This is a genomic window from Bacillus sp. AFS053548 (assembly GCF_002575105.1).
Lineage (GTDB): Bacteria > Bacillota > Bacilli > Bacillales > Bacillaceae_G > Gottfriedia.
Window position 1 is genome coordinate 60,733 of the sequence record NZ_NUHI01000022.1, and the last position, 17,606, is coordinate 78,338.

A 17,606-nucleotide genomic window follows, 5' to 3' on the forward strand; every position below is an offset into this window, starting at 1 on the left:
CTGATTTTACCATATTCTCATACATACATTTGGAGAAATTCAATCATCTGTTTTAATGAATCTTGAACCATTGGGAGATGGAAATCCTTATCAAATACATGTTCTCCGTTTGGTATAGTAATGAACTTTGTTTTCACTCCTTTTTGTAATAGGGCACCTCTCATAAAGACAGATTGTTCGTATGGAACATCTGTGTCTTTCGTTCCGTGTAAAAATAAAGTTGGCGGGTAATTTTTTGTAATGTGTTTAATGGGACAAAATTTGAGAAGCTGATCTTTATTTGTAATTGAATCAACACCTGTTATCTTTTGAACCGATTCTCCTTGCTGTCTTGCGTGTACATAAATTAAATAACGCTTTTCAACCGATCCTTCTGTAATGACATGAGTAGATTGAAGCATTTCAGCAATTTCGTTTGAAACTAAATCCTTTTGTAAATAATACGAGCTTGGATTTGTGGCCCAACTTGCACTAATATCTCCGTAACCATAAAAGGAGACGATTGCTTGGGGCTTAAATTTAAATGTTCCAGAGCATAGAGCAAGAAAACCGCCAGCAGAACCTCCTATTATGATTATTTTATTTGGATCAATCGAGAATTGTTTTGGACCTTCCGTCGATATCCAAAGAATTGCATCTTGAACATCTTCAAGGATGTCTCGTAGCTTAGTTTCTGGAGCTAGCCGATAATCAATTGAAAATAATGAAAATCCGTTACTTGTGTAAAACTGGACCATTTCTTTTGAAATATCTTCTCTCGAACCCCAAATAAGGCCACCCCCATGGATATAAACAATCACAGGAGCTTTTTCACGGTTCGTTTCATAAAAGTCTGCTTTAAGCGAAAAGTTTTCATTTTTTTTATAAATAATTTTTTTTCATTGTTCACGTCCAATAATAGGGATAAATTAATTATATTTCATTGTTGATGTGTGATAGATTTTTATGTAAAAGTCGAAAAATCTTTAAGGCTAACTGGATTTGTAGCAAATCATCTGGATTCTTTAAATCTGTATTTAATATTTCCTTGATTTTTTCAATTCTGTAAATAAGAGTGTTTCTATGCAAAAACATTGCCTTTGCTGTGTCACTTAAATTTTGGTTGTGATTGAAATAGTTCTCTAGCGTTTGAATATAGCCAGTGTCATGAAGATTATCATGTTCTAATACCTTTCCGAGTGATTTCATAAAAAAGCTTTCTAACTGTGGATCTTTTATATTTGAATCTAGAAAATGATAAACAGCATAATCCTCAAAATGAGAGATTCCTTCATTTTTATCAAATTTTTGCATCAATCTAATGGCTTCGTGAGCTTCAGAAAAACTTTTGTGAATTGTACTAATCGTCTTAAACTGACGGCCAATTCCAATTAAAAAAGTCGTTTTATTAATGTTTTTATTAAGAACTTCGAGAATTGTGTTGGCATATAATTTTGTTTCATTTAAGGAGATCGAAGGTTTATTATCATTTTGTCCGATCAAAATAATTAGTCGGTTGTTTCGATGGAAGCATGTAATTTCTCCATCTATTTGACTCGAACACTCATAAACTAAATCTACACATTTTCTTGTTTTATTTTCTAGTTTATATCTCCTATCAACCATGTCTTCAATGATCGTGAGTTCATCCGATTCTAAATTAATAACCATACAGAAGTACATATAATTTGGATTCAGTCCATGTAAGTCGCAGAGAGTTTTGATTGATTCTTTTGACGTTATTTTTCCATTTAATAAATCATCAAAGAAATCATTTCTTATTTTTAGTTTTACCCCTTCAATTTCCCTTTGCTTAATCATCTCAAGCGCTATGATAGTAGAAGCCTGTTCGATTGCAATATAGTCAAATTCAGTTAGTTCATGTACAGTTTGCCAAACAACGATATAGCCAAAAATATCGTTTGCAACTCCAATAGGGAGGATTCTACATTTAATTTCTAAATTCTCTAAATAATAGATTCGCTTTATTAACTTTCTCATTTGGCTAATTCTGTGCGGAATCGAATCGATAAATTCTTTATGGAAAACTTGGCGATCTTTTACGAGATTAAGACAATAGGCTAGATAGTTCGGATTATCTTTATGTTCTGAGTAATGAATCAAATCCCAATTTTCGTCTACAATCAGAATGGGATTATTTACAGTTTCAGATAACGTAGATGATATCCTTTCAATACCTCCACCTTCTAATGCAATACTAAAGAGTGTATTGTGCATGTCTAGCGTTTTTCTATTTAGCAAATCATATCTTCCTGATGCCTTTTCATTAATAATCGATATGACATTAGATAACGTGTATTCGAATGGTAGCTCTAAAATAGGTAAACGGTTCATAATATCATGTCTTATATGACAGTAGCAGGCTTTTTTGTCCTCGGACTTAATACGAAGCAAGTTATCTTAGCTGTTTTAATGTCTGCCATTATTGTCGCAACATTATATTGTCTTAATGGTTATGCTGCATCAAAGTATGGTTTACCATTTACAATGTTACTTCGTGATACGTTTGGTATAAAAGGAGCGATTATTCCAGCAATATGTCGTGGTCTAATTGCTGGAATTGTATTTTTTGGTACTACAACCGTTGTCGGAGCGGAATCTTTGAATGTAATTTTCACGAGATTTATCCCCAATTATATGTCCCTAGGAGGTCATTTTAATCTCCTTGGATTATCAGTCCCAACGATGATATCATACGCAATACTCTGGACAGTTACAGTCTTACTTTTCTTAGGTGGAATGAATGTAGTTAACAAATTTGGTAGTTGGTCTTCACCAGTTGTTTACGTCTTTATCATTGGTGCAGCTGTTTGGGAGATAAATATGGCTGGAGGTTTTGGACCAATTTTTGATTATGTTCCAAAGGCCCCAACTAGTAGTTCACTAGTATTTATTGCCTGTGTGAGTGCTTTAGTATCTAACTGGGCAGGCCCAGTCGTAAATATTTCCGATTTTACCCATCGAGCAAAAAGTCCAAAGGATTTCATTATTGGATTACCTTTAGGCTTTATACTATCCTATATTCTATTTGCAATCACATGTGTCTCATTAATTGCAGGTACTGAAATTGCTTTCGGTGAACCAATCTTTAATATTGTTCATGCGATTAATAAAATTGAAAATACGTTCTCAGTTATTGTCTTAATATTAGCATTAAACGTTGGCGCGATCGCGTTTGTTGTCTTTGCTAATCTTTTGCCATCAGGTTTACAAATGACAGCACTTTTCCCAAAAGTGTTTACTGTAAAATCGGCAGGAATTTTAACAGCTATTATAGGAACGATTATTTTACCTTGGAAACTTGTATCTAGCCCAACGACATTATTTTACTTTTATAGCTTTATTGGTTCTATTTTTGGGCCTATTACAGGTATTATGCTTTCAAGCTTCTATATACACCGCAAAAAACAGATGAAGTTAGATCGTATATATGTACCAAAAGGCAACGATGGAGAATATAAGAATGGTTACAATCCTAATGCTATGATTATTTTAGCAATTAGCTTTATTCTTCCAATGTCAGGTGCTCTACTTAAGAACATTCCTTTTTTAGTAAAAATGAATGAATTTGCTTTCTTTAGTGGATTAATTGTATCGTTTATTTTATATTCTATTTTTGGAAAAATAAGCAAATCGAAATAAAAAGCTTCATAGATTCATAGGTTGATGGGCAACCTAACTACACAACAATATCCATTTAAAATTGGAGGGATTTAATAGTGGATTACATGAAAATGGCAGTAGAAAAAACAATTGAAGGAATGAATAATAAAGTTGATGGACCATTTGGTGCAACAATTGTTAAAGGCGAAGAGATTATCGCAGTTGTTAGCAACACGATGATGAGAGGTAACGATCCATCTGCACACGCGGAAATGGTTGCAATCAGAGAAGCATGCAAAAAGTTAGACACAATGGACTTATCTGATTGTGAAATTTATGCAACTTGTGAACCGTGCCCTATGTGTGTCGCTGCAATTATTTGGTCTGGAATAAGGAAAGTATATTATTGCAACAATTCAGAAGACGCTGATGTTCATGGTTTCTCTGATTTACATCTTCGCAAATATTTAACTGGAGAAGATAAAAGCGTTCTTGACATGGTTAAGGTGGAGAAAAGAGAAGAATGTGATAATTTATTTGAACATTTTCATAAATTAAATAAATAATCTTATTTATACACTACCTGAATCAGTAAAGCTGAAATAATCGAAAGCTTTTCTACTAGTTCATTTACAAAAAAACACGGTCCGGCTCTTTCGTTATTGGAGTCGGATTTTAACATTTCAAAATCAAACTTTTCATGAGGAACATTTTGCAACCAATATGGTAATAGTAGTGTTTTCTCTTCCCTTTAATAAAATGAAATTTCTATTAGTGGAGGAATACTTCCCATTATGTGTAGAAAAAAAGATAAATAACAGGACAGGAGATAGCTCATGGATCGTAAAGAAAGATATTTAACACTTTTTAATAAAATTAGTCAATATAACACTGGGGAAAAGGGGATCACAAGATTAGCTTATTCAAATATGGAACAAACCTGTACACATGCATTTATACGTATGTGTAAAGCAGAAAAATTAGATATCCGAATGGATCAATGTGGAAATGTTATCGCAAGAAGAGAAGGAAAAGTTCAAGGGCTGGCTCCCGTTGCAATTGGGTCTCATTTAGATTCAGTGTACGAGGGTGGGAAATATGACGGGGTGGTAGGCGTCATTGCGGCACTCGAAGTAATAAGTCGATTAAATGAAAAGAATATTGTGACTGATCATCCAATTGAAATTATCTCATTTGCCTGTGAAGAGTCAGCTCGTTTTGGGGTATCAACTGTGGGGAGTAAAGCGATGGCGGGGCGTATTGAAAAAGAGAAGTACCGTCATTTAGAAGATCGTAATGGTATTACGATGGAAAAAGCATTTGCTCACTGTGCCCTTGATTTTAATAGTATTGATGAAGCAAGTAGAGTAGATGAAGAATTTAAGGCGTTTTTTGAACTTCATATTGAGCAAGGTCCAATATTAATAAATAATCATAAAAAAATTGGGATTGTTACTGGAATTGCAGCACCTATTAGACTTCTTGTAAAAATTAACGGAAAAGCGTCTCATTCTGGAACTACTCCAATGAATATGAGAAAAGACGCTTTGCTTGGAGCATCTGAGATTGCATTAGAGCTAGAGAAAGTTGCAATACATGAACAAGAACATGGTACAGTTGCTACAGTTGGCGTATTGGATATCCACTCTGGTGCAATGAACGTCGTCCCAGGAGAAGTACTAATGAAAATTGACATTCGATCTTCCTCAGTACAATCTAGAAAGTTCGTTTTGGATCATTTATTAAAAACGATCGAAAATGTTGAAAAAAATAGAAAGCTAGACATAGAAAGCAACATTATCAGTTCCGAAGAGCCTGTATTGCTGTCGCCTGAAGTAATTGATGGTCTACAATCCATTTGTGTTAAAAAGGAACTTCCTTTTCAAGTGATGCAAAGTGGTGCAGGACATGATGCAATGAATATGACAAGACTTGCCCCAGTAGGTCTCATTTTTGTTCCATCTGAGGATGGTCTAAGCCATCATCCTGATGAATTTACAGATCTTAATGATATATTAATTGGTATTGATGTTTTAGAAGAAGCGGTTTTACATTATGCAAAAGCAGGCATTTCTGTTTCAAAATAATACAATTACATTTGTTTTTTAGTAATACAAGTAAAAGAGGGAAAAATCCATGTCAACAAAATCTGCGTTACCATTTTTACTAACTTATATGTTTCTTGCAATGCTAGGGATTGGTCTTGTCATACCAATCCTTCCTGAGCTTCTAATAGATTTTGGAGCAGGAGGAAAAGCAGCAGGATATTTAGTATCTGCCTTTGGCTTAACACAGTTTTTGTTCTCGCCAATTGCTGGCGATTTCTCGGATAAATACGGACGGAAGCCGATGATTGTCGTTGGACTGTGTCTATTCGTTATTTCAAACATAATAGCTGCTACTGCAGATCATTTTTTAATTTTTCTTGTTTCAAGATTAATTGGTGGGATTGGCGCTGCTGCATTAATTCCATCCATCATGGCATATGTCGTTGATATCACGACTGAAGAACAGAGGCCAAGAGCAATGTCATTTCTAGGTGCTTCCATGTCATCTGGTTTTATTGTTGGTCCGGGTTTAGGTGGTTTACTTGCTGAGTTTGGCACGAGGACTCCTTTCTTCGCGTCTGCAAGTATTGGTCTTTTGGCGGTAATCAGTTGCATTCCATTATTATCGGAATCCAAAACTGCTGAGGAACGTCTTAAACATTTAAAATCAAAACCGAAAAAAGAAAATATTTTTCGTCAACTTTCACAATCGGTTAAATCTCGTTATTTTATCATACTATTATTGATATTCGCTCTTAGTTTCGGACTAACACACTTTGAAGCTATCTATCCATTGTTCGTTACTCAAAGTTATGGATTTACAACAAGAGAAATATCGATCTTGTTTATGGTTTGTTCACTGATTGGTACATTCAACCAATTAGTACTAACGAATCGCCTTACACAAAGGTTTGGAGAAAAGCCTATTATTAGCAGTATGCTCTTGTTGTCCGGTGTTTCACTTGTGTTCTTGCTTTTCTCGGGAAATTTCTTTTATGTAATGGCCATAACAATGTTGTATTTCACATTTAATAACATCTTACGTCCAACGATTAACACATTGCTCTCGAGGGAAGCTGGAAATGAACAAGGTTTTGTAGCAGGATTGAACAATGCCTATATGAGCCTCGGTCAAATTTTCGGACCAATTCTTGCGGGGGGGTTATTCGATATACATATCAATCTTCCTTATCTGTTTGGAGCATTCGTATTACTAATTAGTAGTTTTGTTTCTTATAGGTGGGTAGGGTATAAGAATAGAAAAATCACTCAAGATATTAGAGAAGTTAAGGATCAGGCATTATAATTGAAAGAATATCAGAGGAAAGAAAGGGGAGAATTACCCCTTTTATTTTTTTTGAAAATTTTTTCATTTGGTAGATAAGCAGACAATTTTCTTTGAAGAAAGTAGGGATTGAGCCTACTGGGAGGCCGCTGATGCATGTCGGTCAGCATCAACTCCTACATTTGTAATACTAATCCTCTTTTTAATGCAAAAACTATGTAAATATATTTTCGTTATTTCCTTTGCTTGAATATTAGGTTTTTCAACCTTTACAGCGCATCAAGTATCAGGAATTGTTGCTATTCAAGTTTTTTTTGCTACGATTGGTGGCGTTTTAAGTTATCGTAAAAGTGGATATCTAAATAAAACAATTATTTTATATATGGGAATTAGTGTATTAGTCGGTAGTTTTATTGGAGGATTTGGATCACACCTACTTTCAGAAGAAGGGATTAATTTAGTTTATGGTTTTCTAGCATTGATTGCTGTCGTATTGATGTTTGTACCAAAAAAGGAAATTAACATAAATATTGAAAAAGACCTTACTTTTAATAAATGGATTGCAGCTTCACTAGCATTCATTGTTGGAGGAAGTGCTGGTGTTGTTGGTGCCGGCGGAGCGTTCTTATTAGTTCCAATTATGCTGACCATATTAAAAATTCCAACACGTGTAACGATCGCATCATCACTTGCGATTACGTTAATTTCATCTATAGGAGTAACGATTGGTAAGTTCACAACAGGTCAAGTAGATATAATCCCAACGATTATAGTTGTGATTGCAAGTATTGTTGCTTCTCCTCTTGGAGCAAAAATTGGAAAAAAACTAAACGTAAAAATGCTGCAATTAATCCTTTCTATACTAATTGGGATAACAGCTTTAAAAATTTGGATTACTATTTTAGAAACATGGATTTAAATGAAAATACAAAAGGAAGATCTTGTAAATTTTAGAAGATCTTTATCATTTTATTCCAAAAATGCATTAGACAATTTTTTGAAGAAACCTCCTAAATAAATATACAACTATATTAAATAGGAGGTTTTCACATGATTAAGGAAGTAATTTCACATCTTCATCCAATTCTTGTTCATTTCCCAATTGCATTTATCACTTTAGCAGTTCTAAAAGATTTTTGGAGTGCATTTTTCAAAAAAGTAAACTTTCAAGCAGAGCGTGGTATGTGGCTTTGGATTTTTGCAGCACTTAGCTTTCTGTTTCTACTGGACCAGAAGAGATGGCAAGAGGGAATACTACTTTCTTGCATATACACGATCAATTAGCAATACTTACAAGCTGGCTAGTAACAATTGTTGCAGCTTTTAGAATTTATTCTACTTATTTCAAGAAAAAAGAACTATTTAGTAAGCTTAATTTTTTATATTTAATCTTTTCACTGGTTTCACTTATTCTAGTATTATCAGTAGGATATTATGGTGGGAAAATGGTTTATATTGATGGTATCAATGTAAAAGTTCATAATAAATTAGTAAATCCACCTAAATAATTTTATCACTTGATCTATATCAAAGTTTGAAATTGAATAAGATGCATGAACACTTACAATTGTTAATCAATTAATATTGTTGAAAGACTACTGCAACAGTTATTGCTAATTGAATTTTCAAATGATGAATTTATAATCTATGAGCCTTAATTGGCTCTTTTTTATTTGAACTCTATTCAATAATCGTATCAAAATATTAATAGTTCATTCTTGATCAATTGGAGAAACAATCTGATCTTTATAGGTATCAATATAAATATTTCCATTTGCTGCCAGCACAGCATACACCACTTCTTTCGTTTGAAGATTACGTTTTTTTAGCTCTTCTTGTAATTTTAATTCTGACAGATTATTTTCTCTTAAATTTTTTGAGATAATTTCCCCATCCATAATCAACTCAATAGGTAAATTACTTTCCTGTTTTGTCGGTATATTTAAATCTTGTTTTGTTACGTTTCGGTATTGAGGTTTTTGTAAAAAAGATACTTTACCATTTGTTTCAACTACTACATAAAGAACTTCATCTATGTTAAAAATTCCTTTTTCTCTTAATTGTTGATTTAAATAGTCTAGAGAATAGCGCATTTTTCTCATATTAGCCTCTAAAATTTTTCCATCTTCAATTATGACAGTTGGATTACCTGCAAGTAAATTTCTACCTATTCTGCTTTTCAAGGAAATATAACTAACGAGTAAAATGACTAAAACCAAAATTAAAAAAGCTAATACTGCATGGTGGATTTTTATATTTAAATTAAAAGCCAAATTTGCAATAATGCTCCCAACTGAAATAGCTGCAATAAAATCAAAGGTATTCATCTCAGCAATAATTTGTTTTCCTAATAGTTTAGCACCGATGAACAATATCAAAAATGCTAGCATTGTTCTTGTAATAATTTCAAAATGTTCAGGCATGGGCAACTACTCCTTTTACCAGTAACCTTAATTTATTTTTAATTATTATTATCATTAAAGTATTTATATAATCTCCTTATAAAAGAGGTTTAAATTGATAGACAAATTTAATTATGTAGAAATTAGTTTGTGCAACTTAGAAGACTTGCATCTCAATTTCTGCAATTTAATGAAAAAAGCACAAAATTTTCATTAAGTTTTCACTTTTATGGTGTAATTTTTAGAAGAAACAAATTTTAAATGGCTACCTTTTTTTTGAATAATAAGAAAAAGTAATCTAAATTTATCTTAAACTGTTTATTCAGCTTCTAAAATGAAGCCATCTGATAAGAAAAGTTTTCAAAAAAATTCTAGAAATTTTATTAATTTTGCTTAGCAATTAAAGGAATTTTAAGAATTACTTATTATAATACAAGATGATAATAAGAACTGGAGGTATGTAAATGGGCAAAATGAGTAAAAAATGGGTTACTATCTGTTCAACTGCAATAGGAGCGATATATGCTACTGGCTATTTTACAACTGATATTCAAGATTCGAATGTAGTATCGCCAAAGACTGAACAGGTCAATGTTCCGTTAAATAAAAATAATATTGTAAAAAAAAGTTTATATAAAAATGGAACTTTTTATGGGATGGGTTCTAATCGTCGTGGATCGATTCAAATCGCCTTAAAGATAAATGAAGATAAAATTATAGATGTAGAGATAAGTAATTATGGTATGCATTATTCTGAGAATGACATAGTAAATTTACCAAATGAAGTAGTAAATGTTCAAAGTTCACAAGTTCGGAATGTGTCAGGAGCGACATATAGTACACAGGCCTTTAAAGATGCTATTCAAGATGCTCTATTAAAGGCAAGGAATATATAATGAAGAAAATCATAAGAAAAACGAAATTATTTATGGATACGGTTGTTGATATTAAAGTAGTCACATCAAAATCGATTGAGGAAACGGATGCTTCAATTAATCGTGCATTTGATTTTTTTCGAGAGGTTGAAAAGACATGTAGCCGATTTAGTTTGGATAGTGAATTAATGAAGGTGTGTAAACAAATTAATAAACCAGTAGCTGTTAGTCCATTATTATTTGAACCATTAAAATTCGCGTTAAAAGTAGCTAAATGGACAAATGGATTATTTGATCCATCGGTTGGTCAAATAATGGAAAATGTTGGTTTCAATCAACACTATTTAACAGAAGAGTTCATACAAAATAATACATCGGAAATAGTTAATTACGCTGATATTTCCTTAAATGAAGAAGATAAAACAGTACTATTAAAAAAGCCTTTAGTGATTGATTTAGGTGCTGTTGCCAAAGGTTTTGCCATTGATCTTGCTGTAAATGAATTGAGACAATTTGATGGATTCATTGTTAATGCTGGTGGGGATCTTTATGCAGGAGGATTAGATGAATTAGGGGATAAATGGAAAGTAGGAATTCAGCACCCAAAAAATAAGGGAGAAATCATTCACTCAATAGAAATTTCTAACATGGCGGTTTGTACTTCTGGAAGTTATGAACGTAATAGTAGTTTAAACCCAGGAATTCATCATATTATTAATCCCAAAAATAAAAAATCACCAACTGAATTGATTAGTTGTAGCATCATAGCACCATATGCAATGTTGGCTGACGCATTTTCAACTACATGTTATTTAATGGGAAGAAAAAAGGGACTAGCTCTATTAGAAGAAGTTGGATTAGAGGGCATTTTAATTTCATCCGACTTACAAATTTATCATAAAGGAGTGGATATGATTGACTATTAAACAATGGATGAAGTCACCAAAAGGATATGTGATTCTGTCCTTAATGATTTTACTCTTAATTGCTACAATTGATTATCAAACTAGTAGAGGAGCAATTAACTGTATGATTGCCGTTTTTGTGGCAACAATCACAGATCTATTCTGTTTGTTAATTTTAAAAAGGAAAAATATTAAGCCATACGGAGCAGTTATTACTGGAATTATTGTCGCGATGATTTTAAGTACAACCACTGCATGGTATGTGATTGTTTTCACTACAATCATTTCAATTTTATCAAAATATTTAATTGTTTTTAAAAGGAAACAAATATTTAATCCAGCAGTTTTTGGTCTATTAATGTCTATCATCCTTTTTCACACTGAACAAAGTTGGTGGGGAGCATTTGGAGATCTTCAAGGTTGGACAAATATATTTTTATTAATCGCTGGGTATATCGTTGTGAGTCGTGTAAATAAATTTCCTATGGTATTTTCATTTTTAGGAACCTATTTCATTCTCTTAATACTGACTAAACTTTTTCATATTGGAGATGCATCGGATGCTTTTCGTAGTCCATTTATAAATGCTTCGCTTTTCTTTGCATTTTTTATGCTCACTGATCCTCCTACATCACCAGCCAAAGACAAACAACAAGTTTTTTTCGGTTTAATATGTGCACTAGTAGGAGTTACAATTTATACTTTATTTGGAGGATTAACCTATTTATTTACAGGCTTGATGGTAGGCAATTTATTTAATTTATTAAAATCAAAACCTTCAATTCAAAAATTCAAACAAAGGAATCAATCCTTTCATAATGTATGATTTTAGTAACAATTGATAAGGGTTAGTTTTTCCCATTACAAACAACGAAAAATATCAGGGGATTTCAATTGAATCGTTTTTTCTGAAATCTATAGTTTTAAGACTGTTCCATCTTGTTTATGTTTTGTTCATTGATTTGAGCTTACACAATAATAAAATTCTATCTCAAAGCAAAAAAGCTCAGATTTATTCTGAGCCTTTGTTATGATTGCTGAATTAGGATTTACCTCAATTCATTGCACCTGTTAGAAAAGAACATTAAATCGCAAATGTTTCTTTGGATTTAAGGAGATAACGTTCGATAAATTCAGCTAATCCATCATTTTCATGATGTCCAGTTACAAAGTCAGATGCTGCTTTAACTTCTTCGCAAGCGTTCCCCATTGCCACACCTGTGCCAACATGACGAAGCATTTCAATATCATTTGGTCCGTCTCCTATAGCTACTACTTCATTTGGATTAATTCGATATGCACGAAGTAGTTTTTTAATAGCAGACCATTTTGAAACATTTGGAGCAACCATTTCAAAACCGTCATTCCAATCTATGACTTCAGCTTCCTTTTTAAACAAAGTAGATAATTCAGTATATTGTTCACTTGTTCGAACACTATATTTAAGAACATCCTTATAATTAGCCAGTCTTAAGTCACCAAGGTATCGTGGTGGAATTTGCCCAACTTTTGTCCAATAATCAATTTCTTTATTTGTTTCTTTACAGTAAAGTCCATTAGCTGTATGGATAATAACATTACAAGGGTTTTCAGCAGTCAGATGATGGAGTAGTTCTTCGTTCACTTTGACTGTCTCCATTTGAATCATTCTTCCTGTCTCACCATCATGAATGGCGGCACCGTTCAAACAAATCATCGGAGTTTGTAACCCAATTTCTTTATGGTAGGGAGCGGTCACTTCAAAGTGTCGACCAGTTGCTAGAAAAATCATGACTCCTTGATTAATGAGCTTATTAATGGCTTCCATATTTCTGCGAGAAATGTCGTTTGAGACTGTTAAGAGTGTACCATCCATATCGATAAATAATGCACGTATATTCATTTATTCTGCCCCCTCATTTGAAGTTAAACCCATCATATCATCTGAATATTAAAAACTAGTAAACTCAGTGTATAGATATATTGAAGAATAATGAGTAGCAGGGAAATGAAAAAAATAACCGTAAATGTGATAACAGTTAAATAACTAAAGTAAATCAATTCAATAAAAAACAATTCTTTGCAATTCAACCTGATTTACTGAAAGGGTCTCATATAAGTAATTTTATAATTACTAAAATCTTAATGTACTACTAAAGTAATTTGTTGACGAGAATAACTGTTTTTATAGATGGAATTCGGTGTTTAAAGCATCGGAAGGATGTATTAGAGAATGAATTTAAATATAAATTGAATACTTTTATTGTATATAAATTGGAAAGAACGAAAAAATAAAATAGAAAATAAGATGGAAATTCTAGGAAGATAATATTTAATACTTAGAAATAAGTAAACAAACTCGATTGGGTGGTCTAAATGCGTTTAAAATCAATTAATCGAATTTTAAATGATCAAAAGTCCGAGAAAGAAACGAAGTCAATAACGTCCATATTTCAACAGGCTGCTAAATCGAGCGATTTCTACCAATTTTCATTATCTGAAGAGCAGGATCTAACCATTAGTTACTTTAAAAGTATGGTAGATGCCGATAAAATAAATAACCTTTTACTTCCGTCATTACAAGAGCATATTAAGAAAATTAGTACCATTAATGATGTGAAGAAGTCGATTCCTTTTGAGGATGTCCAATTTACAAATGACCCACTAGATATCGAAAAAAGATTAATAAAAGGATATGTTATTCTTGAATTCAAGTATTTCAAGCGCTTTTTGACAATAAGCGTAGAAAATCCAAATCTTGGTTATCGCGAGAATAATGATACAGAAAATGAATTTAGTGTTATTGGTCCAAAAGTTGGATTTGTTGAAAATATTAGTACTAATCTTCATTTACTTCGAAAACAACTAGCTGTACCTGAGTTAGTTTTTGAGGAAATCAAAATAGGTTCAATGTCTAAAACAGAAGTAGTTATTGCATATTTGGATGGAATTACGAATCCAGAATATGTACAAACTGTTCGTCAACGATTGGAAGACATCGACTTCGATGTTATTTTTGATAATTCTCAAATTGATCAAATTATTTCCGATAACTCAAATACGCCTTTTCCAATTTTTTTATCAACTGAACGGACTGATCGGGTTGTATATGCAATGGTTAATGGGCAAGTTGCTATTCTATCCAACGGATCGCCTTACATTATTACTGGGCCAACTACAATATTGGATTTTTTTATTTCTCCTGAGGATTATTATCTAAATTGGGTATTAGGATCATTTTTTCGAATCATTCGTATAATGAGTGTTATTTTCTCATTGTTTGCTACACCAATATATGTAGCCATATTAACCTATCATTATGAAGTTTTACCGGATGATTTATTGCAACCCCTCATTAGTTCAAGAGCTCATGTTCCTTTTCCCCCGATATGGGAGGCCATTTTTTTGGAAACTACTATTGAACTGCTGAGAGAGGCAGGAGCTCGCTTACCTACAAAAATTGGACAAACACTAGGTATTGTAGGTGGTATTGTAATCGGACAGGCATCTGTCCAAGCAGCACTAACAAGCAATATTTTACTGATCATTGTATCACTGTCTGCACTTGCTTCTTTCACAACACCTATATTTAAAATGTCAAATGCAATTCGACTTTTGCGGTTTCCACTTATTTTACTTGCAGCATTTATGGGCGGTTTTGGAATAATAATAGGATTTGTTCTTCTGCTAGGGCATTTATTAAAGCTTAAATCTTTAGGAAATCCATATATGGTTCCTTTGTATCCTTTTAGAATAAAAAGCTTAAGCGATAGTTTTATTCGGTCATCCTATCAATTTACTTCGACTCGAAGTAGATTTTTAAGACCCCTTTCATTAAAAAGATATAATCCTAATAAAGTTAAGGATGATCGAAATAATGAAAATGAATAGTATAAATAGAAAAAATATATGCTTCTTTTGTGCTTTTTTTCTACTATCCTTGTTACTATCAGGCTGCTCTTTTCCACGGCAAAAAATTATTGATGAAGTACAAATTCTATCAGTATACGGTTTAGATAAGGTTAATGATCATTTTGTTGGAACGGCACTTTATTCTGATTATACCGAAGTAGGGAATAAGGGGAGCTCTATTCTACAAGGAAGTGGTAAGAAATCCCTATTAATTAAACAAGCTTTAAATGAACAATCCCCAAAACCAATAGAAATTGGAAAGTTGAACCTTCTAATTTTTGGAAAGGAACTAGCTGAAAATGGGGTGTCTTATTTTGTTAAGGCGGTTTGTAGGGATCCATTGATTGGAAGCAATGCACTATTGGCTGTTTCAGAAGAACCAGCCGGGGAATTATTAAAGAAAAACAAAGAAAAGGACAGCAACTATATCTATAAATTGGTTGAACAAAATTTTAAGAACCAATTTGTACCGCTTCCAACTTTTCATAGTTTTTTATTTGATTACTATGGAGAAGGTAGAGATGCTTCAATACCATATATTAAGATAAATCAAAACGAGAATATTGAAGTAAGCGGGTTAGCTGTATTTAAGAAGGACAAACTTGCTCTTATCTTAAATCCTAGAGAAAGCTTACTGTATAAAATATTAAGAGGAAGAGTAATTAGAGGACAAACAGAAATCAATATACAGAAAGGGAAGAAAATTGATTCTGCAATATTAACGATATTAAATGGGGACGAAAAAAGATTAATTAAAGCCAATAAGGCAAAAACAAAAGTGAAATTTGATATTACTCTAAATGGGATGGTAAAAGATTATCCAGAATGGCTAGATTTAATGAAAAGAGAAAATAATCTATTTTTAAACAATCAATTGGAAAAACAAATGAAAGAAGATTTTGAAAAACTATTATTAACCTTTCAAAAACAGCAAGTTGATCCTATAGGTATAGGTGATATAGCAAGAGCACACTCGAAAAAATGGAACGAAAAGGAATTTTATGAAAAGGTGTATCCAGCTATTGAATATGATGTGAATGTAAAAGTAGTATTATTTCAATCTGGGATTGGCGAGTAAAAAGTGGAGGAGATCGTCTATGGGTAAACAATTAAAAGAAAGTCTGACAGTATCTCCCTTTTTTTTATTTTTTCTTATTCATAGTACCCAAACAGGTGTTGGCTTGCTGAATTTTCAAAGTAATATAGTAAAAGGAGCCGGACAAGATGCATGGGTTTCGGTTTTACTAGTTGGTATCTCTATACATATCATTATTTGGTTAATGTATTATTTGTTAAAGAAATCAAATAATGGAGATATTATGTCTTTACACCAACAATTATTTGGGAAATGGTTAGGAAATATATTAAATACTTTTTTTTATGTTTACATGCTATTAGTGATTACAACGATCATTCGATCCTATATAGCAGTTCTTATTACTTGGGTTTTTCCATATTTTCCAATTTGGCTCTTATCATTTATTATGCTTTTTGTTATCACATATTTGGTTATTGGAGGATTTAGAGTCATTACAGGAATCTGTTTTTGGGGAGTAATAATTCCTTCTCTCTTATTGTTAACATTTTACTTTCCATTGAAATATGCATATTGGACAAATTTATTACCAGTTTTTAATCATAGTATAAGTGACTATTATGTTTCAGCAAAGTATTGTATTCTCATGTACTCAGGACCTGAATTTTTGCTTATATACTTTCCGTTTATTAAAAATAATCAAAAATCTCAAAAATGGGCACATATATCACAAGCGTATACAATCATTTTATACTTATTTATTACTTTCGTTTCATTTGCTTACTTTAGTCATGGACAACTTAAACATATTACTTGGCCAACTCTAATGATGTCAAAAATTATTCGCTATCCTTTTATAGAAAGATTTGAATATGTATATATATTTTTATGGCTCTTAGTAATACTTCCGCCTTGTTGTATGGCATTGTGGGGAGCGTTCCGAATTTTAAAAGAATCGTTTAAATTTAAAAGTAGAAAGTCTTTATGGTTCTCAATAATTATTGTTCATTTCATGGTGATCAGTGTCAAAAGTAAATTGGATGTAGAGAAAATAGGGACTTTCATGACATATGTCACTACTAGCTTTCTATATGTTTATATACCAATTTTGTTTATTATTTATATGGTCTTTCAAGCTTTTAAAAAAGCCGAACGTTTAGGGAGAAATTAGTTTGATACATAAAATAAATAGTAATTTTTGAGCCAATATTCACTTGGGGACTTCAAATAAGTAAAAAAGCTAACAAATTAGTTAGCTTTTTTTACTTTACAAATTAAATTAATTTTATTTTTTCTTTATCTCAACCGCTCTAGTGTCATTTTTGATAATTTATAAGCTTCCTAATTTAAAAATGAATGATAAAAAATAACTGATTAGTTTTCGTTCTCAACCTATTATAAAAATATTCACAGGTAGGGAATATTTGTACTTATTAATAGCATATAGAAAAAAATAGGGATTCTCCTTTTTTGTAGAAAATTAGAGGGGTTTCTAACGTTTAGAACGAACATTCTCAAATAGCAGATATGATGTGGAGCAATTTTTGTTAAATCATTACTA

At 32.1% G+C, this 17,606-nt stretch carries 16 protein-coding genes and 1 pseudogene; 13 read left to right on the plus strand and 4 right to left on the minus strand.

Features of this window, described 5'->3' with window-relative positions:
• Positions 1-17: 17 nt before the first annotated feature.
• Both CN946_RS11175 and CN946_RS11180 read right to left on the minus strand, forming a co-directional pair.
• On the minus strand, positions 18-872 hold the full coding sequence (locus CN946_RS11175) for an alpha/beta hydrolase (RefSeq protein ID WP_098861184.1): 855 nt from the start codon (positions 870-872) through the stop codon (positions 18-20).
• A 40-nt stretch (positions 873-912) separates the two neighbouring features.
• Positions 913-2,334 carry a PucR family transcriptional regulator gene (locus CN946_RS11180; protein ID WP_098861185.1) on the minus strand — a complete coding sequence of 474 codons (1,422 nt, stop codon included), beginning with the start codon at positions 2,332-2,334 and terminating at the stop codon, positions 913-915.
• Between the two features lie 6 nt (positions 2,335-2,340).
• Here CN946_RS11180 and CN946_RS11185 point away from each other — a divergent pair, with 6 nt between their 5' ends.
• From CN946_RS11185 to CN946_RS11215, 7 genes and pseudogenes are all read left to right on the plus strand, one after another.
• Entirely contained in the window at positions 2,341-3,642 is a 1,302-nt protein-coding gene (locus CN946_RS11185) for a cytosine permease (RefSeq protein ID WP_098861186.1), read from the plus strand.
• A gap of 77 nt (positions 3,643-3,719) precedes the next feature.
• A complete protein-coding gene (locus CN946_RS11190) occupies positions 3,720-4,169 on the plus strand; it encodes a nucleoside deaminase (RefSeq protein WP_098861187.1) in 450 nt (149 codons plus the stop codon).
• Positions 4,170-4,439: 270 nt separating this feature from the next.
• Positions 4,440-5,690 carry a M20 family metallo-hydrolase gene (locus CN946_RS11195; protein ID WP_098861188.1) on the plus strand — a complete coding sequence of 417 codons (1,251 nt, stop codon included), beginning with the start codon at positions 4,440-4,442 and terminating at the stop codon, positions 5,688-5,690.
• A gap of 49 nt (positions 5,691-5,739) precedes the next feature.
• The gene (locus CN946_RS11200) at positions 5,740-6,957 is read left to right on the plus strand and encodes an MFS transporter (RefSeq protein WP_098861189.1); all 1,218 of its coding nucleotides are present in this window, start codon (positions 5,740-5,742) and stop codon (positions 6,955-6,957) included.
• A gap of 241 nt (positions 6,958-7,198) precedes the next feature.
• Positions 7,199-7,855, plus strand: a pseudogene (locus CN946_RS11205) (sulfite exporter TauE/SafE family protein); the annotation flags it as partial.
• Positions 7,856-7,986: 131 nt separating this feature from the next.
• Positions 7,987-8,220, plus strand: coding sequence for a DUF2231 domain-containing protein (locus CN946_RS11210; protein WP_098861191.1), 234 nt, complete (start codon positions 7,987-7,989; stop codon positions 8,218-8,220).
• The gene (locus CN946_RS11215; RefSeq protein WP_098861192.1) at positions 8,199-8,444 is read left to right on the plus strand and encodes a DUF2231 domain-containing protein; all 246 of its coding nucleotides are present in this window, start codon (positions 8,199-8,201) and stop codon (positions 8,442-8,444) included. Before CN946_RS11210 ends, CN946_RS11215 begins: the two co-directional genes overlap by 22 nt.
• A gap of 204 nt (positions 8,445-8,648) precedes the next feature.
• On the opposite strand, the gene CN946_RS11220 is transcribed toward CN946_RS11215, so the two are convergent.
• Positions 8,649-9,359 (minus strand): DUF421 domain-containing protein, encoded by a 711-nt coding sequence (locus CN946_RS11220; protein ID WP_098861193.1) that lies wholly within the window; start codon positions 9,357-9,359, stop codon positions 8,649-8,651.
• Between the two features lie 443 nt (positions 9,360-9,802).
• Here CN946_RS11220 and CN946_RS11225 point away from each other — a divergent pair, with 443 nt between their 5' ends.
• The 3 genes from CN946_RS11225 to CN946_RS11235 are packed head-to-tail and all read left to right on the plus strand — an operon-like array spanning position 9,803 to position 11,944.
• Positions 9,803-10,234: an FMN-binding protein gene (locus CN946_RS11225; protein WP_098861194.1), complete on the plus strand. Its 432-nt coding sequence runs from the start codon at positions 9,803-9,805 to the stop codon at positions 10,232-10,234.
• Positions 10,234-11,139, plus strand: a complete 906-nt coding sequence (locus tag CN946_RS11230) for an FAD:protein FMN transferase (protein ID WP_286133908.1) — start codon at positions 10,234-10,236, stop codon at positions 11,137-11,139. The genes CN946_RS11225 and CN946_RS11230 overlap by 1 nt, the downstream gene beginning before the upstream one ends.
• Entirely contained in the window at positions 11,129-11,944 is an 816-nt protein-coding gene (locus CN946_RS11235) for an RnfABCDGE type electron transport complex subunit D (protein ID WP_098861195.1), read from the plus strand. The genes CN946_RS11230 and CN946_RS11235 overlap by 11 nt, the downstream gene beginning before the upstream one ends.
• A gap of 258 nt (positions 11,945-12,202) precedes the next feature.
• On the opposite strand, the gene CN946_RS11240 is transcribed toward CN946_RS11235, so the two are convergent.
• Positions 12,203-13,000 (minus strand): HAD family hydrolase, encoded by a 798-nt coding sequence (locus tag CN946_RS11240; protein ID WP_098861196.1) that lies wholly within the window; start codon positions 12,998-13,000, stop codon positions 12,203-12,205.
• 473 nt (positions 13,001-13,473) lie between these two features.
• Between CN946_RS11240 and CN946_RS11245 the strand changes: the two genes are divergently transcribed.
• From CN946_RS11245 to CN946_RS11255, 3 genes are read left to right on the plus strand one after another with little or no spacing between them, the layout of a single operon-like run.
• Positions 13,474-14,988: a spore germination protein gene (locus tag CN946_RS11245; protein WP_098861197.1), complete on the plus strand. Its 1,515-nt coding sequence runs from the start codon at positions 13,474-13,476 to the stop codon at positions 14,986-14,988.
• Positions 14,975-16,087, plus strand: coding sequence for a Ger(x)C family spore germination protein (locus CN946_RS11250; RefSeq protein WP_176547301.1), 1,113 nt, complete (start codon positions 14,975-14,977; stop codon positions 16,085-16,087). Before CN946_RS11245 ends, CN946_RS11250 begins: the two co-directional genes overlap by 14 nt.
• A 19-nt stretch (positions 16,088-16,106) precedes the next feature.
• Positions 16,107-17,216 carry a GerAB/ArcD/ProY family transporter gene (locus tag CN946_RS11255; protein WP_098861199.1) on the plus strand — a complete coding sequence of 370 codons (1,110 nt, stop codon included), beginning with the start codon at positions 16,107-16,109 and terminating at the stop codon, positions 17,214-17,216.
• Positions 17,217-17,606 lie beyond the last annotated feature (390 nt).